Here is a 24,361-nt window from a genome sequence, read left to right as displayed (position 1 = left end):
TCATCTACTTATCAGGGGCAGTGCATATGGCATCGGTCAATAAAGTCATCGTCGTCGGCAATCTGGGGCGCGACCCCGAAATGCGTACCTTCCCGAGCGGCGACCAGGTCGCAAACGTCACGGTGGCCACCACCGATCGCTGGAAAGACAAGCAAAGCGGCGAAATGCGCGAAGCCACCGAATGGCACCGCATCGTCTTCAACGGCCGCCTGGCCGAAATCGCCGGCCAGTACCTGCGCAAGGGCTCGCAGGTCTATGTCGAAGGCTCGCTGCGCACGCGCAAGTGGACCGACAAGGACGGCATCGAGAAATACACCACCGAAATCCGCGCTGACCAGATGCAGATGCTGGGCAGCCGCCAGGGCCAGGGCGGCCCGTCGGGTGGTCCGGAAGACGACGGTGGGTATTCGCAAGGCGGCGGAGGTGGCGGCGGCTACTCGCAGGGCGGCAATGGTGGTGGCGGCGGCGGCGGTGGTTACGCTCCCCGCGCTCCGGCTGCGGCACCCCGGGCACCCTCGGCTGCACCGCGCCAGGCGCCGGCCAAGTCGTCGACGGGCTTCGACGACATGGATGACGACATCCCGTTCTAAATAGAGCCGACTTTTCCGGCTTCACCAACAAGAGCCAGACACTGCAAGGTGTCTGGCTTTTTGCATCTCTGGGCAACTGCTCGCCAGTAGCACCCGGGAAGAAGGCGCAAAAAAATAGCGGCATGTGGTCCGACGGCTTCGGTCACCAATCATCTGATTGCGCGATGAGCGCATGAGATCGATAGCCCAGGATGCCGCCACGCAACTAGCAATGGTGCGAGGTGGCGGCAGCCCGCGCCTTCAATAAATAGCGCAACCACACCGTGCACTCAATTGACCGAAGCGCATGTTGGTGGGATTGCCTGAGCTTAGATTTTTCTTTCCAGAAACGATGCCCGTTTTTAGCGGGACATTGCTGTTTGTGAAACTAAAGGGTTAAAGGCAAATAAGGAATTGAATTTCTAGTCCCAGGTTTCAAGCCTGAATTTCTCAAAGAAAAAAGCGAAATACGCGACTTGCCGGCTCGCATATCCGTTGCATCAGCACGTCAATGTGTTGCTTACGGGAGTGACTCAAAAACGTAGTTCTCACCAAAAGTCAACTACCAAAATTTCAGTGGCGCTCAATCCCAGTCAATTTAGTTAATGCTTTTTATTTAATAACTAGGGTCAACAGGTAGTTTTAGTAGTCGTTGGATTTTTGTTGGTCAGGCTGTGTTCAGTACGCGAGCATCTGTAAGCGAATGCTAGTATTCGTAAGGTTTCGGTTAACAACGAATCCCATAATTAATAAGCATTGGCGTGAGGGACGCAGTTTGAGCAATAGCCTGTTGCATGTGCGGCGCTGGATTCCCGCGCCTGATTCGGTATCTCGATTCAGGAATGGTGTCACCCCGATTTGCCCGAAGACGACGTTCGGTGCGACCGGGATTTGCTCGAAATTTTGTGATCCCAGCGCCCGTGTTGATCGGTGCAGAACCTCGATAGCCGAATTTCTCGCCGATGTCGCAACAAAGCTTGGGCATCGGGCAGATATAAAAAATGCACCTGCTGCATTTCTCGCAGCAGCTTGCGCAGAAAAAATTCAAAGGGAGTGGAAGTGAAGCCAAATGCAATGCCGAGCAGTGGTGCTCGGGCGTACCGTTCGCTGTGTCTTGCGCTTGCTGCAATGCTCGCGACCGTTTCCGTGGCATGGGCTGCGGAACCCGGTTCGTCATCCACTCCCATCGAAATCTCGCCAGAAGGCGTCCAAGCCCTTCTGAGTACCAGTCAGCCGTTTCTCCTGGCGGATGCCGAGCAACCTGGCGGCGTCAAAGCCGGTGGGGGCGCCCAGACTCGGGTCATTTACTACACCCAAGGTCCTTCATTCCGGGCTGCCCAGGTGCGCGCGGTTCAAGACCGCAGCACCGCTTCCGGTGCGAACCAGAACGCGGTCAAGTTTGCCAGTCAGCGCCTCACCGGCACCCCGCTCGATTGGAAGCGGCTGGGCCTGAAGTTCAGCCTGGATCCGGTCCCGGCAAAGGCATTGGAACTGACCCCGCGCCAGCTTTCGGAGGCCTTGAAAGACGGCGCCGATCTCCAGATCGTTGATCTGCGTCCGACATCCGATCCCGCGGTACCCGTCGCACCGTTCATGCCGGAAGCGCTTCGGTTGATGCCTCACCAAGTCGAGGCGGAGTTGCCCAAGCTTTCCAAGCAGCGCTGGCTGGTGTTTGTCGACGGTGGCGACGGCATCGGAGCGTCCATCGCGCAATCCTCGTTCCACCACGGGTACCCGCTGGCGACGAGCCTGAAGGGCGGGTACCCGGCATGGACTGCCGCAACAGATCGCTGAAATCTTCATGACTGCACCGTTCGCACTCTTGGCAAGGGGCAGCGCATTCAGCGCCTGCGTGTTGAACCTCCGCGGATCGACGCGGTTTTTCGCTTGGTTTCGCATGCTCTGGCTGGCATTGACCTGCCTGCTCGTCGTCGCGCCCGCAGCAATGGCGCAAACGGCAGTCTCCGGTGCGATTGCAGTGAACGCCCGATGGACCACATCGGGCAATCCTTATCTCGTGACCAGCGACGTTGTTGTGCAGAACGGTGCCGTGCTCACAGTCGACCCTGGCGTCGTGGTTTACATGGGGGCCGACACGAGCCTGACGGTCCAGTCCGGGGCCATTCGGGCATTGGGAACCGCAGCCACACCGATCCGGGTGCTGTCGGACAAGACGCGCTCCGGGCAAGTCGCGGCGCCAGGCGACTGGAAGCAATGGACGTTCAATCCTGGCACTGTCAGCACACAGCTCGAAAACGTTCTTTTTGATCACGGCAGCGGGCTCACGGTCAATGGCTCTGCGCCGGTTTTCAACTACGTCAGTGTCCGCAATCAGAATGGTCCGGCGATTTCGGTGGACCTCGCGGCTTCGCTGAGTGGCGTCGGCAATCAGGCCAGCGGCAACACACTCAACGGCGTGCTCGTGCCGGCCGGCGATGTGGTCGGCAACGTCAGGTGGGGTCTGCGCGGCATTCCCTATGTCGTCTCGACAGGCGCGGTTTCCGTCGGCGCGACGCCGACTGTCACGGCCGTCACCCCCAATACCCTCCAGCAGGGCGAAAGCGCCACCCTCACCCTGACCGGCACGCGCCTCGCGGGCCTCGCGAGCGTGCGTTTCGACAAAGCCGGGCTCACCGCCGAGGTTGCTCCCGGCAGCACCGACACACAGGCGAAGGTGACGGTCGCGGCCGATGGCGCCGCTATCCCCGGCTCCAGCGCCATGACGCTGCTGCTGGACGCCGGCGAAATGCGCCTGGCCAACGCTCTCACCGTGGCGCAGTCGCAACCCGCCCTCACCGGCCTCGCACCGACGACGCTGTATGTGGGGCAGGGCACCGTGGACGTCACGCTGTCCGGTCGCAATTTCACCGCGCAGTCGGTCGTGCTCGTGAACGGCGCCGCCGTCACTACCCAATTCATCTCTGCGAGCCAGCTGAAAGCCAGCATCGTTGCACCGGCCGCGGCAAGCAGTCTGCTCGTGAGGCTGCGGACGCCCAACCCGACCTCTGGCGGTGCCGAGCTCCTGTCCAACGAACTGCCTCTGCAGGTTGCGCCGGCGCAGCTTGTGCTGAGCCCGTCGAGCCTCACGGCCGTCAAGGGTGGCAGCAAGACCATGAACCTCAGCCTGCCCTATGCGGCAGCAACAGGCGGTACTGCCGTGACCTTGGTGTCGAGCGTGCCCACGGTGGCTTCGGTCCCCGCGATGGTCACGATCCCGGCCGGGCAAACTACCGCCGCATTCCAGGTGGGCGCGAGCGAACTCGGAAGCACCACCATCACGGCCAGCCGCTCGGGTCTGATCAGCGGCCAGGCTCAGGTCACCGTGATCACGCCGCCGAGCCTGACCCTGGCGCCATCCGTGTTGACTTTGGGCGTGGGCCGGGCCGTCGATCTGACCGTCCAGTCGAGCGCGCCGGCGCCAGCGGGTGGCCTCGAGGTCGCCTTGGCCAGCAGCAACGCTGCGGCGGCCACCGTGCCGGCGTCGGTGACGATTGCAGCAGGCAGCAGCGCCGCCACGACCCAGGTCACGACCGTGGCCGTGGGGGCGGCCAGTATCACGGCCCAGGCAACCGACTATGTGAGTGGCCAGGCGACGGTGACCGTTCGCCCGACCTCGCTCAACCTGCCGGCAGGCGCGCTGGTGGCGCCGGGCCTCGCGCGCTCGGTTCCCTTGACCTTGTCGGATCCGGCGCCCGCAGGCGGCCTGGTTGTGCAACTGGTCAGCAGTGCCCCCGCCACCGTGTCGGTGCCTGCATCGCTCAACGTGCCCGAAGGCCAGACCAACATCAATTTCACGCTGACCGGCGTGGCCGCGGGGACCGCGACCGTGACGGCATCTGCCAGTGGTTACCAGGCGGCGAGCCTGCCCGTGACCGTGGAGGCCGTGACGATCAGCGTGGGCAGCCCGGCCGTGACAGGAATCTCGCTGCCGGCGGAGATCACCAAAAACTACACGGTGAACCTGTCGCGACCGGCACCTGTCGGTGGCGTTGTGGTGACGTTGAGCACCGCCGATGCCGGCAAGGCGACCGTGTCGCCCTCTACCGTGACGATCGCCGAGGGACAGACCTCAGGCGGGCTGGTGACCATCGGTGTGACGGGCGTGACCAAGGGCGCCACCACGCTGTCGGCCGGCGCACCCGGGCTGACGGCGGCGAGCGTACCTGTGACGGTGACGGACAAACCGGCACTGGCGTTCAATGTTGCCGCAGTGACTGTGGGCAAGGCACTGAAGACCTACTACTACGAAGCCCGCATCCTGCGCCGCACGGATGGCGCCGCCTATGCTCCGGCGGAGGCAGTGACAGTGAGCCTCACGAGCAGCAATGCGAGCAAGGCGAGCGTCCCCGCGGCGGTGACGATCCCTGCGGGCAGCAGCGAGGCGTACTTCTACATCACGGGTGTGGACCTGACGAGCGGTACGCCCGTGACCATCGACGCGACGGCAACGGGCTACACAGCGCCGGCGACCAAGCTGGCGACCACCGTGGCGACACCGGTGTTCAACATCCAGTCGCTGGATGCCAACCGCAGTCCGTCCAGCGCACGCGATGACTTCACGGTCTATGTCACGACACCGGGCGCCAACTACTCGGGCAGTCAGACGGCCGCGGCCGATCTGCTGATCAGCCTGGGCATCGTCGAAGGCACGCCTGCGGGCATCGTCGATGGCTTCTACAGCGCGACGACCGGCGGGACTGCAGTGACTCAACTCGTTCTGCGCAAGGACAACACCACCAGCGAAACAGCGTACGTCGGCACACCGACCGTTGCGGGCAGCTACAAGGTGCAAGCCAGTGCGGCGGGCGTGGCCAGCGGCACTTCGGGCGTGACCACCGTGAGCGCGCCGCAGTTGCAGTTCAATGTCAGCAGCGTGATCGTGGGCAAGGGGCTGAAGACCTACTACTACGAAGCGCGCGTGCGGCGCGCGGTCAACGGCACTGTCTTCAATGGGGCGGAGGCGGTGACGGTGAACCTCACGAGCAGCGATGCGAGCAAGGCGAGCGTTCCCGCGGCGGTGACGATCCCGGCAGGTGGCAGCGAGGTGTACTTCTACATCACGGGTGTGGACCTGACGGGCGGTACGCCCGTGACCATCGACGCGACGGCAACGGGCTACACAGCGCCGGCGACCAAGCTGGCGACCACCGTGGCGGCACCGGTGTTCAACATCCAGTCCCTGGATGCCAATCGCAGTCCGTCCAGCGCACGCGATGACTTCACGGTCTATGTCACGACACCGGGTGCCAACTATTCGGGCAGCCAGACGGCGGCGGCCGATCTGCCGATCAGCCTGGGCATCGTCGAAGGCACGCCTGCGGGCATCGTCGATGGCTTCTACAGCGCGACGACCGGCGGTACTGCAGTGACCCAGCTCGTTCTGCGCAAGGACAACGTCACCAGCGAAACAGCGTACGTCGGGACACCGACTGCTGCGGGCAGCTACAAGGTGCAGGTCAGTGCGGCGGGAGTGTCCAGCAATACCTCGGGCGTGATCACCGTGAGTGCGCCGCAGCTGCAATTCAATATCAGCAGCGTGATCGTGGGCAAGGGGCTGAAGACCTACTACTACGAAGCGCGCGTGCGGCGCGCGGTCAACGGCACCGTCTTCAACGGGACGGAGGCAGTGACGGTGAACCTCGCAAGCAGCGATGCGAGCAAGGCGAGCGTTCCCGCGACAGTGACGATCCCGGCAGGTGGCAGCGAGGTGTACTTCTACATCACGGGTGTGGACCTGACAGGTGGTACGCCGGTGGCTATCGACGCGACGGCAACGGGCTACACAGCGCCGGCGACCAAGCTGGCGACCACCGTGGCGACCCCGGTGTTCAACATCCAGTCGCTGGACACCAATCGCAGTCCGGCCAGCGCACGCGATGACTTCACGGTCTATGTCACGACACCGGGTGCCAACTATTCGGGCAGCCAGACGGCGGCGGCCGATCTGCCGATCAGCCTGGGCATCGTCGAAGGCACGCCTGCGGGCATCGTCAATGGTTTCTACAGCGCGCTGACCGGTGGGACTGCAGTGACCCAGCTCATTCTGCGCAAGGACAACGTCACCAGCGAAACGGCGTACGTCGGCACGCCGGCGAATGCGGGCAGCTACAAGGTACAGGCCAGTGCGGCGGGCGTGGCCAGCGGCACCTCGGGCGTGACTACCGTGAGCGCGCCGCAGCTGCAGTTCAATGTCGGCAGCGTGATCGTGGGCAAGGGCCTGAAGACCTACGCCTCCGAAGTGCGCGTGCGCCGTGCGGTCAACGGCACCGTCTTCAACGGCGTCGAAGCAGTGACGGTGAATCTCAGCTGCAGTTCCACGGCGATTTGCACCGTGCCGGCCACTGTCACGATCCCAGCAGGCGCCAGCGAGGCGTACGTCTCCATCACAGGTATGGGCGTGGGCAACACCACCGTGGTGGCCAATGCCGTGGGCTACAGCGCAACCCAGGATCTCGCGGTCAGCGTGGTGCAGCCACAGCTGAATTTCAGCGGACCGGGCAACGTGCGGGTGGGCGCGCAGTATGGCTTCTCGCTCTACCTGACCTCACCAGGCGCTTCTTATTCCGGCAGCCAGACGACAGCAGTTCCGTTCACCGCCAATCTGACGAGCAGCGCCCCCGGTGTGGCAACGGTGCCGCCGACGGTTTCGTTTGCCATCGGCAACACCTCGTCCGCCACGGTGAACATGACGGGCGTCGGTCCCGGAACCACCACCCTGACCGCCAGCGGTGCGGAATTGTCCAGCGCCACATCGGGCGTGATCACTGTCAGTCCTTGAGACAACTGCGATGACTCTTGCTCTCTTGAACCAAACGCCAGTGTTGCCCACGTCGCATCATTCCAACTCGCCGCGTGCGGGTGCAGTTTCCAGCCGGTGGCGGCAGGCGATCGCGTCGGTGGTGGCCTTGTCCATGCTGGCCCCGACATTGATCGGCACAGCCCACGCCGCCGAGCTCATCCTCGACGAAGGCGTCGTCGTCAAGTTCGGCGCAGATGCCCAACTGGTCGTGCGCGACAGGCTGCGCGCAGGTGCCGCCGTCACGCTCACCAGCGTCAACGACGACACGGCCGCCGGCCAGACGAATCCCACCGCGGGCACGCCTGCTGCCGGCAACTGGCGCGGCCTCAGCATCGAGAAGACATCGACCGCCTTCGGCCAGCCGGCGTTGAACGGCCTTTCCCTGCGCTATGGCGCCGGCCTGTCTGTGCGCAGCGCAAGCCCGGCGCTGCAGTTCATGCAGCTGACCGACAACACCGTCGGCCTGCGCCTGCTCGATGGCGCCAAACCCGCCATCACCGGCTCCAGTTTCCTGCGCAACGGCATCGGCATCGAAGCGCTCGGCGGCAGCTTGCCGAACGTCACGAGCACGCAGTTCTCGCAGAACACCGGCTCTGCGATCACGAACGCGAACCCGGCCACTGTCATCCAGGCAACGGGCAACTGGTGGGGCCACGCGAGTGGTCCGCGCGATGCCGCGGGCAATCCGCAAGGGCAGGGCGATGCCGTATCGACGGGCGTCAACTACAGCAGCTATCTGGCCCAGGCACCGCTGATCAGTCCGAGCGTCCGACTTGTAGCGCCGGCGGCGTTCTACACGACCAACACGCTGCAGCTCGAACTCGCGTGCGTGAACGCCACGGAGTACCGCATCGCCGAGAACGGCGAGTTCGCGGCGGCGACCTTCGTGCCACTGACAGGCGGCAAGGCCGTCATCGACTACGCCGCCTCGGCGGGCGATGGCCGCAAGACCATCGGCGTGCAGTTCCGCAACGCCGCAGGCACCGTGGTGTCGGCCAACCTCATCAATCCCGCGGCCACCAACACAGCGACCGTGCTCATCGACAGCGCGGCGCCGGTGGTCAGCATCAACAACCCCGCGGCCGGCAGCGTGCTCGCGCAGCCGATCACGGTCGAGGCCACGGCCACCGATGCGGGCGGCCTGGTCAAGGTCGTGTTCTATCTCGACGGCCAGGTGGTTTCCACGCAGACGACGATCTCTCCGTCGGGCAGCTACAGCTACGCGTGGAACACCGACAACAGCGCCAACGGCGACCACACATTGCGCGTGGTGGCCACCGACGAGGCCGGCCGCAGCAGCGAGCAATCGCGCGTGGCCACGGTGTCCAGAACACCGCCGGCACCCGACACCGCCGGCCCCGCCATCGTCAACGTGCGGCTCGACGGCGTGGCACTGGCCAACGGCGCCACGCTGACCCGCGATGCGGTCACCGCCGCCGAAGTGACGGACCGCAGCGGCGTGGCGCGCGTCGAGCTGCTGCTCGACGGCCAGACCGTCGCCACCCCGACGGGCTCCGGCGGGCAGTACAGCGCGCCGTTCAGCATCGCCGGCGTTGCCAACGGCAGCCACGCACTCGCATGGCGCGCGGTCGACTCGCTGAACAACGTCAGCACCGCCAGCTACCAGATCACCGTTGCGCATGCGGCGCCCAACGCGCCTGTCATCACCAGCCCGAAAACCGGGCTGACCACGCGCACCGCCACCTTGCCTGTGACCGGCACCTCTGCCGCCGGAAGCAGCGTGCAGCTGCTGGTCAATGGCCAGCCATCCGGCCCGTTGTTGACCACCAGCAACGGCGCATTCAGCGGTGCGGTCACGCTCGTTTCCGGCGGCAACCAGGTGCAGGCGATCGCCAGCGATACCTACGGCCAGAGCGCGCCGTCGGCCGCGGTGTCGGTCACGCTTGATGCCACCGTGCCCTCCAGCCCGAGCAACCTCGCGGCGGCCGCACTGGTCGACGGCAAGGTCCGGCTGACGTGGACCCGCTCCACCGATCCGAACGCCATCGGCTACGACCTCTATCGTTCGCGCAGCGCATTCGCCGACATCGGCGCGGCCGCCAAGGCGAACACATCGCCGATCACCGGCACCGTCTACGAAGACCTGCCCAAGCCCGACGGCGCGTGGTTCTACCGGCTGGTGGCGGTCAACTCCGTCTTCACGCCCTCCGTGCCCACCGATCAGGTGCAGGTATTGGCGGACGGGACATTGCCCAAGGCTGTGTCGGTGGTGTACCAACCGCTGGGCAAGGTGGACGCTGTGTCCGGCCGCATAGGCCAGGGCAAGGTGAACGTGCAGCTGACGGTAAGCGAAGAGCTGCAGACAGCGCCTTACTTGGCGGTGGTCCCTGCAGGCGGCGCGCCGATCGTGCTGGAGCTGACCAAGGCCAGCGCGACCAACTACACGGGCGCCTTCTTCGTGGACGCCAACACCCCCTCGGGCACGGCCAACGCGCTGTTCTCCGCGCGAGACATGGTGGGCAACCGCGGCACCGAGATCGGTGGCGGCGCCACGCTCAAGATCGATACCGAAGGCCCGGCCCTGTCCTCCATCACGCTGAACCCCGGCGCCCCCATCAAGGCCGGTTCGGCAACCACCGTGCAGGCCACCTTCGTCTTCAGCAAGGCCCCCAAGCCCGGCGCCGCGCCCCAGGTCAAGTACCTCTTGTCCGGCCCCGCACGCCAGGCCACGCCGATCGCCGGCCTCACTGCTGTCGATGCCACCACCTGGAAGGCCAGCTTCGTGCTGCCCAACGACGCAGGCCTGTCCGCCCCCGAGATCCTGAGCTTCAGTAGCCAGGCGCAGGACGACCTGGACAACGTCTCCACCCGCGTGAGCGCGGCCAACCGCTTCCAGGTCTACCAGGGCAACCTGCCGCCTGCCGGCGCACCGCTGCTGCTCACCGGCCAGGCCCTGCCCGGCGGCAAGGCCTCGCTCACCTGGCAGGCCGTGGACGAAGCCTTCGCCTACCAGGTCTACCGCAAGGGCCCCAGCGACGCGGCACTGGTTGCACTCGCACGCGCTGCCGGCGCTACCTACGTCGACCAGACCCCGGCCGACGGCCGCTACACCTACGCCGTTGCCTCCATCCGCAAGTCCAACGACGAAGAGACCGTCTCCAGCCAGAGCGCAACGGTGGACGTGACCACCGTTGCCAACGCCCCCGGCGCACCGCAGAACCTCGCGCTGCTGCTCACCGGCCAAGGCATCAAGGCCACCTGGCAGGCCCCCGTCGCCAGCACCGTGGACTACTACAACCTCTACCGCGCCAGCGGCACCAGCATCACCAGCGTGGCCGGCCTCACACCGCTCAAGACGCGCGTGAAGAACCCCATCACCTACGACCCGCAGCCCTCGCCCAGCCAGGGTGCCTACGTCGTCACCGCCGTCGATGCCGCCGGCAACGAATCGGCCGTCTCCAACTCGGCCTACCTCAACGCGAGCTTGCTGCCCGTGGTCAACCTGCGCATCGAGCAGATCGGCAACACCCTGCCCGCCATCTCCTGGCAGGCACCCAACGGCAGTCTTGCGGGCTACAACGTGTACGTCGGCCCCGACGCCACGCGCACCAAGCTCACGCCCAGCCCCATCACCGCCACCACCTTCAGCGACAGCGGCTTCTCCGGCGGCGAGCGCCGCTACACCGTGGCCAGCGTCGACGGCTCCGGCCAGGAGATCGGCCGCAGCCTGAGCTTGCCGGCCGTCAGCACCCAGATCGTCTCGGGCCTTCCGCTCAAGCGCGGCGTCATGAACAAGGTGCAGGCCCAGGTCGTCAACACCTCCGCCAGCGCCGTCACCAACGCCCGCGTGGTCGTGCGCCTGCCCATCAACCGCGAAGCCACCCAGTTCGCCGACCACAAGTCCGAGCCCTTCGACCTGGGCAGCAACCAGACCCAACTGGTCAGCGTCGTCGTCGGCGGCTATGCCGACCTGCCCGGCCAGGCCCAGGCCCAGGTCGGCCTGGAGAGCAGCCCCAACGAAGGCGAGAGCTTCAAGATCGCACGCAACCAGACCCTGGACGTGGGCGACAGCGCCCTCGTCGTGGGCATGTCCACCGGCGAGTTCACCCGCGGAGCCACCGGCAAGGTGCGCCTGACCATCGAGAACACCTCCGAGGTCGAGGTCGAGTTCCTCACCGCCACCGCCGGCGGCAGCAATCCTTCGAGCGAGCTGCGCTTCAAGATCCTGGATGCCGACGGCAACGTGCTGGCCACCCAGCCCTACAAGCAGGCCGTGGGCGCCAACGTCGTCACCCTCACCAACGGCCAGACCGTCGCGCGCATCCCGGCCGGCGCCAGCTACACCTCCGACCAGTTCGAGCTGGCCGTCCCCGGCTCCAGCCCCAACAGCATCCGCGTCAAGCTGGAAGTGGACAAGATGCGCTATCACAGCGGCCAGGACGACCAGGTCCTCATCGCCGGACGCGGCAGCGAGAAGGCCGTCTCCCTCATGGACACCGCCTACGTGGGCGAGATCACCAACGTCACGCCGCTCAGTTCCTTCGGCGACCAGGACATCGTCATCACCGGCCGTGCGCTGGCACGTGGAAGTAATCAGGCACTGCCCAGCACGCGTTTGAAGCTCGTGTTCAACCAGCAGGGCTTCGAGCGCGTCTTCAGCGTGCTCACCGATGCGAGCGGTGCCTTCACCTACACCTTCCAGCCCACGGCGACGGACGCCGGCCTCTACAAGATCAGCGCCATCCATCCGGACCTGACCGACCGGCCCGAGCAGCGCAGCTTCACCATCAACCGCGTGACCTTCGGGCCCACGCCGTTCAAGGTCGACGTGCCGCGCAACTACAGCTACCCCGTGCCCTTCATCGCACGCTCGGGCGCCGGCACCACCGCCACCAACATGCGCTTCGTGCTGGAGGCCAGCGCCCAGCCCACCGGCCAGCTGCCCGCGGGCATCAACCTGCAACTGCCCCCGCCGGCGAGCATCGGCGAGCGCGCGCAGGTCAACATCCCCGTGGTCTTCAGCGCCACCAACGAAGCGCTGGCCTCGGGCAGCGTCATCCTGAGCGTGTACAGCGACGAGCGCCCGCAAGGCGCGGGTGCGCCCATCGGTCTGGTGCGCATCAACTACGCGCTGAGCGAAGCCAAGGCCTACCTGGTGAGCCTGCCCAGCGTGATCGAGACGGGCATGTCGCAAGGCGCCAACCAGATCGAGAGCGTGACCGTGCAGAACAAGGGCACGCAAGAAGCGTTGGCCCTGGCCTTCACGCTCACCAAGGCCGACGGCGGCGCCGTGCCCGGCTGGGTCAACCTCTCGAGCAATGCCGACGGCAACCTGGCCGTGGGCGAGAAGCGCACCGTGGACATCGCCTTCAAGCCGCCCACGGGCCTCCAGGAGGGCGTGTACGAGTTCCGCCTGAACGTGCAGGGCACCAACGTGCCCGCGCAGAGCCTGAACATCTACGCGAGCATCACGCAAAGCGGCAAGGGCAACGCGCTGTTCCGCGCGAGCGACATCTACACCGCCACGCTGGACAAGCAGGGCCACCTGATCCCGGGCCTGGCCGGCGCCAGCATCACGCTGCAGAACGAGGACGTTGCCAGCGTGAGCCAGCAGCTGACCACCGACGCGCTGGGCGAAGCCTACTTCCAGGACATCCCGGCCGGGCGCTACACGTACCGTGCGCGCGCCAACAACCACCAGGAGGTGGCCGGGCGCCTGCAGATCAAGCCGGGCGTGACGCTCACCCAGCCGATCTTCCTGAACTACAACCTCATCACGGTGGAGTGGAGCGTGCGCGAGGTCACCATCCAGGACCGCTACGAGATCACCATCGATGCGACCTTCGAGACCGATGTGCCGGCGGCGGTGGTGGTGATGCAGCCCAGCTCGGTGAACCTGCCCAAGATGAACCCGGGTGATGTGTTCTACGGCGAGCTGTCCCTCACCAACCACGGCTTGATCCGTGCCGATGGCGTCAAGCAGCAGCTGCCCGCGAGCGACGCGAACTTCCGCTACGAATTCCTGGTCGAGGTGCCCACCGAGCTGCAGGCCAAGCAGCGCGTGACCATTCCGTACCGGGTCGTGGCCCTGCAGTCGCTGGACACACCGGCCAACGCGGGCAATGCGAGCGGGGGCGGTTGCTACAGCTACAGCAACACCACGCGCGTGAACTACGACTTCACCTGCAAGAACGGGGAGCAGTCCAACGGCACCACGTCCACCAGTTGGTTCAACAACTCCAGCAGCACGTGTCCTGCGCCGGGCAGTGGCGGGGGTGGTGGCGGAGGTGGTGGCGGTGGCTGGGGCGGAGGAGGCTTCGGCGGCATCGGCGGGGGCAGCACGTCCATGCCGCTGCCGGGCAAGAAGTGCGTGGCCGTGCCAGGTGGCAAGACTCAGTGCAGTTGAGCGGGATCAGGAAGAGAAAAGAATGAATACACAAAAAAGCATCGGGCGCGTGGTGTGCCGCATGGGCGCAGCACTGGCGGCATTGCTCTGTCTTGTCCTGCCCGTGGCCGTCGTGGCTCAAGGCAATGTCGTTCCGCCGAACGGCACCATGAACGCAGATGTCGTCGACCTCAGCGTGCAGACTGCCGCCGGCCCGGTCGAATGGACGCGCACTTTCAACGGAACGGGCTGGCGCTTCAATCGCAATTGGGACGGCATCTCCGCCAGCTTCAAGCCATCCATGACGCAGAGCACCGGTGGCGGTGCACCCGGAATGAGCTACGGCAACCAGAGCAGCGCGCCTTCGACCTGCTGGATCTGGGTCGACGAGGACTGGCAGCCCGGCAACGGCGTGACCGTTCCGATAGGCGGAGGCGGCGGCAGCACCCCGGCCCCGGCGGTACCCCCCGAAACCTATCTGCCGCTCAATCGCAGCTACAGCCAGACGGCAGTTCCGCTGGACACGGTGATCACCACGGGTTTCGCGAGCGGCTGCGCCAGCATCGGCGGCAACGTCGGCGGCAGCTCCAGCGAAGTCATGGAGGGTTGGCGCCGCCAAAGCCAACTGTATGTCGGTGCCGGCGGAACTTACATCTTCAAGAACCGCTACTTCCTAAGGAAGCAGGCCATCTTCAAGCTCCCGGCGGGCAGCGCCGTTCCCGTGGGAGGCAGCGTGCCCTTGATCGGCGCGGCGAACGTCGCCAGCGGCTGGCGCTGGAGCGACAAGTCCGGCGAGTGGGCCGAGTATGACGACGAAGGCCGGATGAGCCGGTATGGTGACAAGAACAACAACGCCATCTGGCTGCAGCGCAATGCGGCGGGCCAACTGGTGCGCATCGTCGATGGTGGTGCTGGCGGTACTGCCATCAGCGGCAACGTCCTGATCACGCTGCACTACAACGCAGCCGGTTATCTCGTGCAGGCCAAGGATTGGCCGCAGGCCGGCAACAGCCTGGACCTGCCGCAGCGCACCGTCACCTACACGTACGACGCACAGGGCCATATGACTGCCGTCGTCGACGTGCGCGGCAACACCACTGCTTACGACTACGACAGCAAGTCCAGGCTGATCAAGACAACTGACCCGAGAAGCAGTGAAACTAAACTGACGTACGAAGCCGAGGGCAACACCGTCAAGAGCATGACGGCGGCCGATGGCGGCGTCACGGACTACGGCTCCAGCTGGGACAGCACCAAGAAGCTTTTCTACAGCAAGGTGCAGGGCCCCGCAACGGACGCCGGCCGGCGCACCGAAGACTACAGCCATGACCGCGCGGGCGATCTGGTGAGGTACGAGGTCAACGGACGCACCGAGATCGAGGTCAAGCGGGACCCCAGCACAAGAACCGAAACCAGAACCAACGCCAGGGGTTTCGCTACCACCTACACGAGAGACGAGTTCGAGCAGATCACGCAGATCGAGTATCCGGACGGGAGCAAGCGCGCGACGAGCTACGACGCGAATCTGCTGAACCCGGTCGAGGAAACGGATGAGTTGGGAGTCAAGACCCGCTACGAGTACGACGGCAAGGGCAATCTCACGAAGATCATCGAAGCAATGGGACTGCCCGATGAGCGCATCACCGAGTACCAGCGCGATGCGGCAGGGAGGTCCTCCGGCATCACGCGTAAGGGCAGGACGGAAACCAACGGCACTGTCACCCCAGATGCCACCTGGCGCCTGAGCTACGACCAGGCAGGCCAACTGGCCCAGACCATCGATCCGGAAGGCAAGCAGCGTGGATACGTCTACAGCCGCCTCGGCGATCTGATGCAGTACACCAGCCCCACCGGAGCAGTGTGGAAGTACATCTACGACGCCGATAGCAACCAGCTCTCTGAAACAGATCCGTTGGGCAGGACTATCGCGGCCGTATACGACGCAACAGGCAACCCGACGTCGGCGACCGACGAACGCGGCAAGGTGTATCAATTCACCTACGACAAGATGGGCCGGGAGCTCAAGCAGAGCGATCCCAAGGGAGCGGCCTATGCCTCGAACTACAACACGCAGGGCTCACTGACATCCGTGACCGATGGCGGCGGCAAGTCCATGCGGATGGACTATGACGCGCTCGTCCGGCTGACAAAGGCCACCGATGCCAAAGGCCAGAGTTATTCGTTGGACTATGCCGAGCCGGACGGTGCTGACAAAGGTGCGCGGAAGCCAAGCCAGCTGAGCTATCCCACCTTTCAGCGCCAGTTCCGTTACGACGCACGCGAGCGAACGACGCTGACAAATGACAAGGCAGGCGCCGAGTCTCGCATCGAGAGCTACACGTGGGATGGTGCGGACCGTCAAAAAACCGTGACTGATGCCAACGGCAAGACTCGCTACTACAGCCATACACCGTACGGTGAGGTCAGTGAAGTCAAGGATCCTCTGGGCAACACGGTCAGGTTGATACGCGATACGCGCGGCAACATCATCGAGGTCGTGGATGCCAACGGAAAGTCCACGCGCATGGCCTACGATCGACGCAATCTGCCGGCTTCGACGACGGATGCTCTGGGCAACACCACCGCCTATACGCACGATGCCAACGGCTGGCTCAACACGATCACTCGGGCCAATGGGCAGAAGGTTGCCTACGACCTCGACGCCGTGGGTCGAATTGCCGCCCAGCGCGAGTACGACGCCCAGGCCACGCTGACCAAGACCACCAGCTTCACCTACGACGCTGCCGGCAATCTCCTGACCTGGAACGACGGCACTTACAGCGCAGCGCGAACCTATGACGACGCCAACCAGTTAAGCAGCGAAACCGTCAACTACGGCAGCTTCAATCTCACGCACGCGTATTCGTACGAGGGCAACTACGAGATCAAGACATACACCGGGCCAGATGGCGCCACCATCGAGTACGGCTACGACGATGCCGGCGTATTGGAAAGCCTCACGATTCCTGGCGCAGGCACCTTGTCGGTGACCGAATGGCAATGGTTTGCGCCGAAGAAGGTGGTGCTGCCCGGTGGTACCGAGCAGCGCATGGAGTTCGACGCCTACCAGGGGCTCACACGCTTGAAGGTTGTCAATCCAGCCCAGGCGACAGTGTTCGAATTGCAGAACAAGTTCGGCAAGCTGTCGGAAGTCACGCAATCCAGCATCGATGGCAACACCTTCGACTACACCTTGGATGACGCAGGGCAGCTCAAGGCACTTGGTGCCAGCGCGTTGAGCGGGCGCAGCGAAGCCTTCACTATCGACGCCAACAGCAATCGCCTGACCCACAGCAAAACAGGCAGCGGCACTTGGGTGTATGACAGTGCCAGCCAACTGACGCAACGCCCTGCTGCGGGCGGCGCTGGCACCGTCAGCTACGAATACGACGCGTCGGGCAATCTCACGCAAAAGATCGATACCAGCAAGACCGAGCCCGCGCGAACCACGCGCTACACATGGGATGCGCTGACGCGTCTGACTGAAGTACACGATGGTGCCGGTGACCTCATCGCGCGCTATCAATACGACCCCTTCGACCGCCGCATCCGCAAGGAACTGGGCAACTCCGCCACCCTGAGCGCTGCGGGGCCGAGCGATAGTGACATTCGCAATGTTGTCATCCACTATCTTCAAAGCGAGTGGGGCATCCTGGCCGAAGCCGACGGAGCGGGAAAAATCCAGACCGCCTATGGCTGGAACCCGCAGAACCAAGCCAGTACCGCACCCGTCTATGCACGGTTGGCCGACAAGAGTCAACCCGGCACGTGGCGCACTGTCTACTACCACAACGATCATCTAGGCACCCCACAGCGCATCACTGATGCGGCCGGTACGGTGGTGTGGAGTGCTAGCTACGACGCCTATGGCAAGGCCACCACGCAGACCACCACCAACGCGGCCACGGCTCTGACCAGCTATCTGCGTTATCCCGGCCAATATTGGGACGCGGAAACCGGTCTGCACTACAACGACCGTCGCTACTACGACCCTGACACGGGCCGCTACACCGCGCGCGACCCGGTTGGTTTAGGGGGGGGCATTAATCCGTATGCCTATGCAGGCGCATCGCCCAACCGTTTCGTTGACTCAACGGGAGAACTGGGGTTTCTTGTCCCCGCAGCATGGGCCGGCGCACGTGCTGCGGCCGGCGCCGCGATCAGATGGGCGGCGCGTCGCTACACAGCCTGCATGGTTAGCTGTGTGGGTATGGATGTGGCGATGGATGCCGCAGGCCAAATGCTGGGCGTGAGCTGTGACGATCCGGACTTGGTGGCATCGTTCAAGGAATGTGCCAAGGATTGCTTGTGGTCTCTGATTCCCATCCCGAAACCTTGCAAATATGCTCGCGCATTTGGAGCCGCCATTGGGATCGCTGGAGCTGCAACTGGAGGCGGGGAGGGCGGCGGTGGTGGTGGTGGTGGTTTCACCATGCCGTCGGTGTCGCTGCCTGGATTGCCCAGATTTGGCGAGGGGGGGCTGGTCGACAAAGGCCTAAACAGCTTCCCTGGTCACACCTTGGTGCATGTCAGAGGCCAAGATGGTCAGTCGGCTCTCAAGCCCATTGTGGACATCAGAGTTGGAGATGAAGTGCTGGCCTGGGACGAGTTGGCCGTGGTGGACGGCGCGCTCAGTCAAAGCCGCCAGCTGAACCCGAAGCAAAAGGAACCGCAGGTTCAGGATTCACCAGCCCGTAGTGCTTCTGCTGCCCGCGCGCCGGACGCGACTCGCTACGAAAAAGTGAGCGACATCATCAGTAGTGAGAAGCTCCAGCGGCTGGTGCATCTGACATTAGATACAGGCGAGAAGCTGACGGCCACGGATGGCCACCCTTTCCGCACGACGGAAGGATGGCGCGACGCCATCCTGTTGAAAAAGGGGGGCAAGTTACTGCTCAGGGGCAATGGGGATGGTGAGGACAGGGCAGTCCAAACCTCCACCATTGCGGACATTCAAATCGAATTAAAGACGCTGAAAGTCTTTAATCTCGAAGTTGAAAACTTGCATACCTTCTTCGTGGGTGAAGAGGGGATATTGGTTCATAACTCTGTTCAGCAGAACAGGTCAAATGGCAAGCAGCTTGAAACTGACGTAACCAACTCAATTAACAACACAGGTACGCACACGGCTACAAATGGAGGAAAGGGTAGCGGGATAAAAACACCATTTGGAATGCGTTATCCCGACATCACCGTGAGAGATCGCTTTAAGAATATCGTTGGTCTTCTTGAATGCAAAAAAGGTGGCGCAAAGCGCAGCGCCAGTCAAATCTCCAAAGATCAGTGGATCGAGCAAAATCTCGGGCATAAAACAACCGTTGTTCATCAGCCATGAAAAATTCCCTCGATAATTACAAAGAAGTGCAGAGACTTATTTCTATTGAATTTAAGGCATACGGATTCAAAAAATCCGGAGCTGAAATGCGAAAAAAATTCGAGGAGGCAACCTGCATATTTAAATTCAGTAGGGTGATTGGACACGAGGAGGAAGGGGAGATTCTCTGGCAAATGCTTGGCGCCGTAATTTACGATGCATTCAATCCAATTTTTCGCCCAGAACGACCCATTGAATCGCTGCGAATCTACGATGAGGATGTGGGCTTGACTGAAGGCCGACACGGACTTTCCTTGGTGCCAGGAAATCCGACGCGCCATTGGCGCTTGAGTCCGTCAACGGATGTAAGTGAGCAAGTACTCGAATTCATGGAGATATATCGCCCTGCTTTGAATGAGCTCGAAGATTGCATGACTCTTGAGCATGTTGTTAAGGGGGTGAGATTTCATCTGGAGAATGGCGCAAAATTGGGCATGAGATCGTTCATTCATGCGCTATTGGCTGCGCGAAAATTGAATCGCCCAAGTGACTTTGATTACGTGATGGCGTTTGCAAAAAACCATTCGGAAATAAATTCCGTTTGGGCGAGAAAATATTTGGCGATGATGTAGGAGGACCAATTCTTTTTTTGGCGGATGGGTTGGGTATCTGTCCAATCGATGATTTCGGGTAATTTTTTCTTGACAAAAACAGCGCCGATTCGCGAAATTGATCGCGAAAAATATTAATGACGCACAAAACTAGCGCTCACTGAAAAGCAAAAGAGGGTCGGAGGATGAAAAACAAACTGGTCAGGTTCCTATGCGCAGGCGCGCTTGCCGCCTGCGGCTTTGTCGCGCCCGCTTTCCCCCAGGAAACCGTCTGCGCCAGCGTAAAAATCCAGATCAAGCAACAGCTGACCCTCGAGCGCCAGGCATTCGACGCCGAGATGAAGATCAACAACACCACCGACAGTGGCGTGATCTCCAACGTCTCGGTGGTGGTCAAGGTCATGGAGGAGAACGGCACGCCGGTCTCCGTCACCGAAGACCCCAACGCCAGCGGCGCGAAGTTCTTCATCCGCGTCTCCAACAAGCAGAACATCTCCGACGTCACCGGCACTGGCACCATCAGCCCGGCCACCTCTGCCGTCATCAACTGGCTGATCATTCCCGCCCCCGGCTCGGCGGGCCTCACCCCCGCAGGCAAGAAGTACCTCGTGGGCGCCACGCTCAAGTACCGCTACGCCGGTGAAGACCAGACCCTGGAGGTCTCGCCCGATGTGGTGACGGTCAAACCGCTGCCGCTGCTCACGCTCGACTACTTCCTGCCCCGCGAAGTCGAGGCCGACGATCCGCTCACGGCCGAGATCGAGCCCGTGGTGCCCTTCACGCTGGGCGTGCGTGTCAAGAACAACGGCCAGGCGGCCGCGCGCAACCTCAAGATCGATTCGGCCCAGCCCAAGATCATCGAGAACAACCAGGGCCTGTTGATCAACTTCCAGCTCACCGGCAGCTACGTCAACGACGCGCCCGCGCAGAACACCCTGCTGATCAACTTCGGCGACATCGCCGCCACCACCAGCAAGACCGGGCGCTGGGTCATGGAGACATCGCTCTCGGGCAAGTTCACCGAGTTCAGCGCCAGCTTCAGCCATGCGGACGAGCTGGGCGGTGCGGTCACCTCCATCCTGCAGGCGACCAATGCCCATCCGTTGTTGCGCGACGTGCGCGTCGATCTGCCGGGCCGCGACACCGTGCGCGACTTCCTCGCGGTCGATGGCGACTACATCCGCGTGTACGAATCCGAAGGTGTGGACACGCTGGTCACCGACCGCAGCACGGTGGCGCAACTGCAGGCTGGCACCAACTCGCAGGGCGCGGCCACCTACAAGCTCACGATGCCGCCCACCGACGGCTTCGTCTTCGCGAAGATGCGCGACCCGTTCAACGGCACCAAGGCCATCGGCAACGTGGTGCGCTCGGATGCCAAGCAGATCCTGCCCGAGAACGTCTGGCTCTCGCGCAGCCGCAACGTGACGACCAAGCAGTGGGAGTACTTCGTCAACTTCTTCGACGTCAACACCACGGGCGTCTACGAGAGCGACTTCCAGGCGCCGCCGCAGGTGGCATTGCCGCCGGTGATCCAGTTCATCCCTGATCGCGTGACCAAGGTCGGCCAGCAGGTGTCGTTCCTGGTGGAAGCGTCGAGTCCGCAGGGCACGCCGGTCACGCTAGTGGCGGCGCCGCTGCCCACGGGCGCGAGCTTCACGCCACAGGCGGCCAGTCCGCAAAGTCCGACGGTGGCACGCGCCACGTTCAGCTGGACGCCGGGCACGGGCTCGGCGGGCAACTACCTCATCAACTACACGGCCACCGACGGCACGTTGAGTGCGAGCCGCGCGGCGAGCATCAAGGTGGAGACCGATGTGCCGCCGCCAGGACCGGGAACGCCGACCATCGACAGCCCGGCCTCGGGCGCGCAGGTCACCACGCTGCGCCCGACGCTGCAGGTCATGACCTCGGCCGATGCCAAGGACCCGACGACCAAGGTGCAGTTCGAGGTCTATGCCGATGAGGCGATGACGCAGCAGGTCGCCACGGGCCTGGTCGACAAGGCACCGGCATTGCCGGGCAACGGTACCGGCACGGTGGTGCAGCCCACCGGCTGGGTTGTGAGCGTGGACCTCAGCGACAACACCAAGTACTGGTGGCGCGCGCGTGGGTTCAACGGCACGACCATCTACAGCCCCTGGGTCAACGGCCGCTTCTTCGTCAACACCTTCAACGATCCGCCGGACAACTTCAACCTGACCAACCCGGTGCCGGGCTCCGACGTGACCACGCTGGTGCCCACGCTGGACTGGACCAACAGCCTGGACAAGGACGGCGACGCCATCACCTACAGCGTCGTCGTCTACCGCGACGCCGCACTGACGGACATCGTCGTGCAGGCCGCGGACCTGCCGGAAACGGCCGGCGGCAGCACCTCGTGGACCGTGCCCACGCCGTTGGTGAACCACGGCCGCTACTACTGGCGCGTGATCGCCAAGGACGCGCTGGGTGCGGTCACGCCGACGCCTTCGCGCCTGTTCATCGTCAACACCGGCAACCTCGCGCCGACGCTGCCGGCGATCGTGTCGCCGCCCGTGGGCGGGCAGAGCGCAACCCCCGCCACGCCGTTGACGGTGCTCAACAGCACCGACCCCGAGAACGACCTGATCACCTATGTGTTCGAGATCGATTCGGTCAACACCTTCGATTCATCCGACAAGCGCACGTCGGGCCAGGTGATGCAGAACAGCTCCGGCTCGACCACCTGGGTGACGCCCGCGCTCGTGGAGAACAAGCCCTACTGGTGGCGCGCCAAGGCACAGGACGGCCATGCGGAATCGGCCTGGGCAACCGGCCACTTCCTGATGAACGCGGTGAACGACCCGCCGCCCGCGCCGACGGTGAAGAACCCGGGCAGCGGTGCCTGGTCCGCCACGCAGCAGCCCAGCCTGGAAGCCAACCCGGTGATCGACCCGGAGAACGAGGCGGTGCGCTACGAGTTCGAGGTGTTCCGCGATGCGGGCCTTACGCAGCGCGTGGCCAGCGGCATGTCGAACACCACTGCGCTGATCGTGGGCACGGTGCTGGAAGACAAGGCCACGCACTGGTGGCATGTGCGCGCGGTCGACGCCTCGGGCGCCACCAGCGCCTGGAGCGCGCCGGCGGTGCTCTACATCAGCACGGGTCCGTATCAGAACCCGAGCATCGGCCTGACCGCGCCGGCCACACCGACCGTGCCTGACACGGTGACGGTGGGCGGTGCGCAGCGCAAGCAGGTCACGCTGCGCTGGGAGGGCGTGGACCCCAACATCGAGCCGACGGTGGCGCTGTACTACAGCACCAGTGCCTCGGGCTATGCGGGCAACCTGATCGTCGATGGCTTGCGCCAGAGCGCGGGCACGCAATCGGGCAGCCATGTGTGGGACGTGTCGGCGCTCTCCACGGGCACCTACTACGTCTATGCGGTGATCTACGACTCGCGCGGCATGGGGCGCGCCTATGCGCCGGGCACCGTGGTCATTCCGGCCGAATCGCCATCGGGCGGCATCGTGGTGACGGCCGCGTCCGGATTGACGACCTCCGAGCAGGGCGCTTCGGCCTCCTACAAGGTGCGCCTGGCCAATGCGCCGACCGCCAACGTGACGGTCCCGGTCGCATCGAGCAACGCGCACGAAGGGGAGCCGTCGCCGGCCCAGCTGGTCTTCACGCCGCAGAACTGGTCGGTGGACCAGAACGTGGTGGTGAGCGGCCGCAACGACTGCGTGCGGGATGGTTCGAAGAGCTACCAGGTGACCAACGGCAAGGCGGTCTCCAACGATCCCAACTACATCGGCATCTCCGGCGCGCCCGTGAACCTGGTCAACCAGGACAACATGGAGACGATGGCGAGCACCAGCAACCCGAACATCCTCTTGTGCGGCTTGAAGGTGGTGAGCCAGCGGATGGTCAACCTGCTGACGGTGGAGTACACGCTGCGTGGCGAGCTGACCAATACCGGCCTGCCGGTCTCGGGCGTCAGCGCGAAGTTCAACAACCCGCCGCTCAGCGGCATCACGGTGGTGGAGGACACGCTGGTGTTCGGCGCGGTCGGTGCGGGCGAAACCGCAAAGACCAACGACACCATCACCGTTCGCGCGGGGATCCTGGTTCCTCCGATGGCATTCGAGCTTGGACTCGGATTCCACTGGACCGTCACGGTACAGCCATGAAGCAAAAGCAAATACACGCCTGCGGGCATTCCGGTTCGGGTCTTCGCCGCGCGCGCGGCTTCACGCTGCTCGAGCTCCTGGTGGTGATCGTGATCATCGGTCTGCTCACCGCCATCGTCGGTCCCCGCTATTTCTCGCAGATCGGAAAGTCCGAGCAGAGCACGGCCAAGGCGCAGATCGATGCGCTGTCGAAGGCGCTCGACGCCTATCGCCTCGACACCGGCCGCTACCCGACCACCGAGCAGGGCCTGCAGGCCCTGGTGGTCAAGCCGAACGGCGAGGCCAAGTGGAACGGCCCCTACATGCAGAAGAAGATACCGCCCGATCCGTGGGGCAAGGAATACATCTACCGCACACCGGGGCAGACGGCGGAATTCGACCTGCTCTCGTACGGCAAGGACGGGCAGGCCGGCGGCGAAAAAGAGAACGCCGATGTCTCCTTTCATTGAGTTGGCGGGTTGATGGCTACGGCGGGTGTGCGGCTCCGGGTCCAGGGCCGTGATGGGCAAAGCAGCTGGATGCGCTTTGCCGGGTTGGATGCCGCGGCAGCCACGCGGCAGGCGCGCCCGCG

8 protein-coding genes are annotated in these 24,361 nt (G+C 63.9%); all 8 read left to right on the top strand.

The window, feature by feature from the left end:
• Positions 1-26 precede the first annotated feature (26 nt).
• The 8 genes from ssb to gspG all read left to right on the top strand — a co-directional run bounded on the left by ssb (position 27) and on the right by gspG (position 24,239).
• The gene (gene ssb, locus QF040_RS22815; protein ID WP_429612940.1) at positions 27-590 is read left to right on the top strand and encodes a single-stranded DNA-binding protein; all 564 of its coding nucleotides are present in this window, start codon (positions 27-29) and stop codon (positions 588-590) included.
• A 1,107-nt stretch (positions 591-1,697) separates the two neighbouring features.
• Positions 1,698-2,363 carry a rhodanese-like domain-containing protein gene (locus QF040_RS22810; protein ID WP_429612939.1) on the top strand — a complete coding sequence of 222 codons (666 nt, stop codon included), beginning with the start codon at positions 1,698-1,700 and terminating at the stop codon, positions 2,361-2,363.
• Positions 2,364-2,370: 7 nt separating this feature from the next.
• Entirely contained in the window at positions 2,371-7,347 is a 4,977-nt protein-coding gene (locus QF040_RS22805) for a beta strand repeat-containing protein (protein ID WP_429612938.1), read from the top strand.
• Positions 7,348-7,480: 133 nt separating this feature from the next.
• Positions 7,481-13,735: an Ig-like domain-containing protein gene (locus tag QF040_RS22800; RefSeq protein ID WP_429612937.1), complete on the top strand. Its 6,255-nt coding sequence runs from the start codon at positions 7,481-7,483 to the stop codon at positions 13,733-13,735.
• A 22-nt stretch (positions 13,736-13,757) separates the two neighbouring features.
• Entirely contained in the window at positions 13,758-19,049 is a 5,292-nt protein-coding gene (locus QF040_RS22795; protein WP_429612936.1) for an RHS repeat-associated core domain-containing protein, read from the top strand.
• A complete protein-coding gene (locus QF040_RS22790; RefSeq protein ID WP_429612935.1) occupies positions 19,046-19,660 on the top strand; it encodes a hypothetical protein in 615 nt (204 codons plus the stop codon). Before QF040_RS22795 ends, QF040_RS22790 begins: the two co-directional genes overlap by 4 nt.
• 164 nt (positions 19,661-19,824) lie before the next feature.
• A complete protein-coding gene (locus QF040_RS22785; RefSeq protein ID WP_429612934.1) occupies positions 19,825-23,790 on the top strand; it encodes a hypothetical protein in 3,966 nt (1,321 codons plus the stop codon).
• The gene (gene gspG, locus QF040_RS22780) at positions 23,787-24,239 is read left to right on the top strand and encodes a type II secretion system major pseudopilin GspG (protein ID WP_429612933.1); all 453 of its coding nucleotides are present in this window, start codon (positions 23,787-23,789) and stop codon (positions 24,237-24,239) included. Before QF040_RS22785 ends, gspG begins: the two co-directional genes overlap by 4 nt.
• Positions 24,240-24,361: the final 122 nt, after the last annotated feature.

The organism is Variovorax sp. W2I14, assembly GCF_050435205.1.
In the GTDB taxonomy this organism is placed as follows: domain Bacteria; phylum Pseudomonadota; class Gammaproteobacteria; order Burkholderiales; family Burkholderiaceae_C; genus Variovorax; species Variovorax paradoxus_C.
The sequence above is the reverse complement of the archived record's forward strand: the minus strand, read 5'-3'. Positions and strand labels throughout refer to the sequence as shown.

Bases quoted from the DNA above. Each gene is read 5' to 3' on its own strand.
- ssb (WP_429612940.1), top strand. From the start codon at position 27: ATGGCATCGGTCAATAAAGTCATCGTCGTCGGCAATCTGGGGCGCGAC.
- QF040_RS22785 (WP_429612934.1), top strand. From the start codon at position 19,825: ATGAAAAACAAACTGGTCAGGTTCCTATGCGCAGGCGCGCTTGCCGCC.
- QF040_RS22795 (WP_429612936.1), top strand. From the start codon at position 13,758: ATGAATACACAAAAAAGCATCGGGCGCGTGGTGTGCCGCATGGGCGCA.
- QF040_RS22790 (WP_429612935.1), top strand. From the start codon at position 19,046: ATGAAAAATTCCCTCGATAATTACAAAGAAGTGCAGAGACTTATTTCT.
- gspG (WP_429612933.1), top strand. From the start codon at position 23,787: ATGAAGCAAAAGCAAATACACGCCTGCGGGCATTCCGGTTCGGGTCTT.
- QF040_RS22810 (WP_429612939.1), top strand. From the start codon at position 1,698: ATGCTCGCGACCGTTTCCGTGGCATGGGCTGCGGAACCCGGTTCGTCA.
- QF040_RS22805 (WP_429612938.1), top strand. From the start codon at position 2,371: ATGACTGCACCGTTCGCACTCTTGGCAAGGGGCAGCGCATTCAGCGCC.
- QF040_RS22800 (WP_429612937.1), top strand. From the start codon at position 7,481: ATGCTGGCCCCGACATTGATCGGCACAGCCCACGCCGCCGAGCTCATC.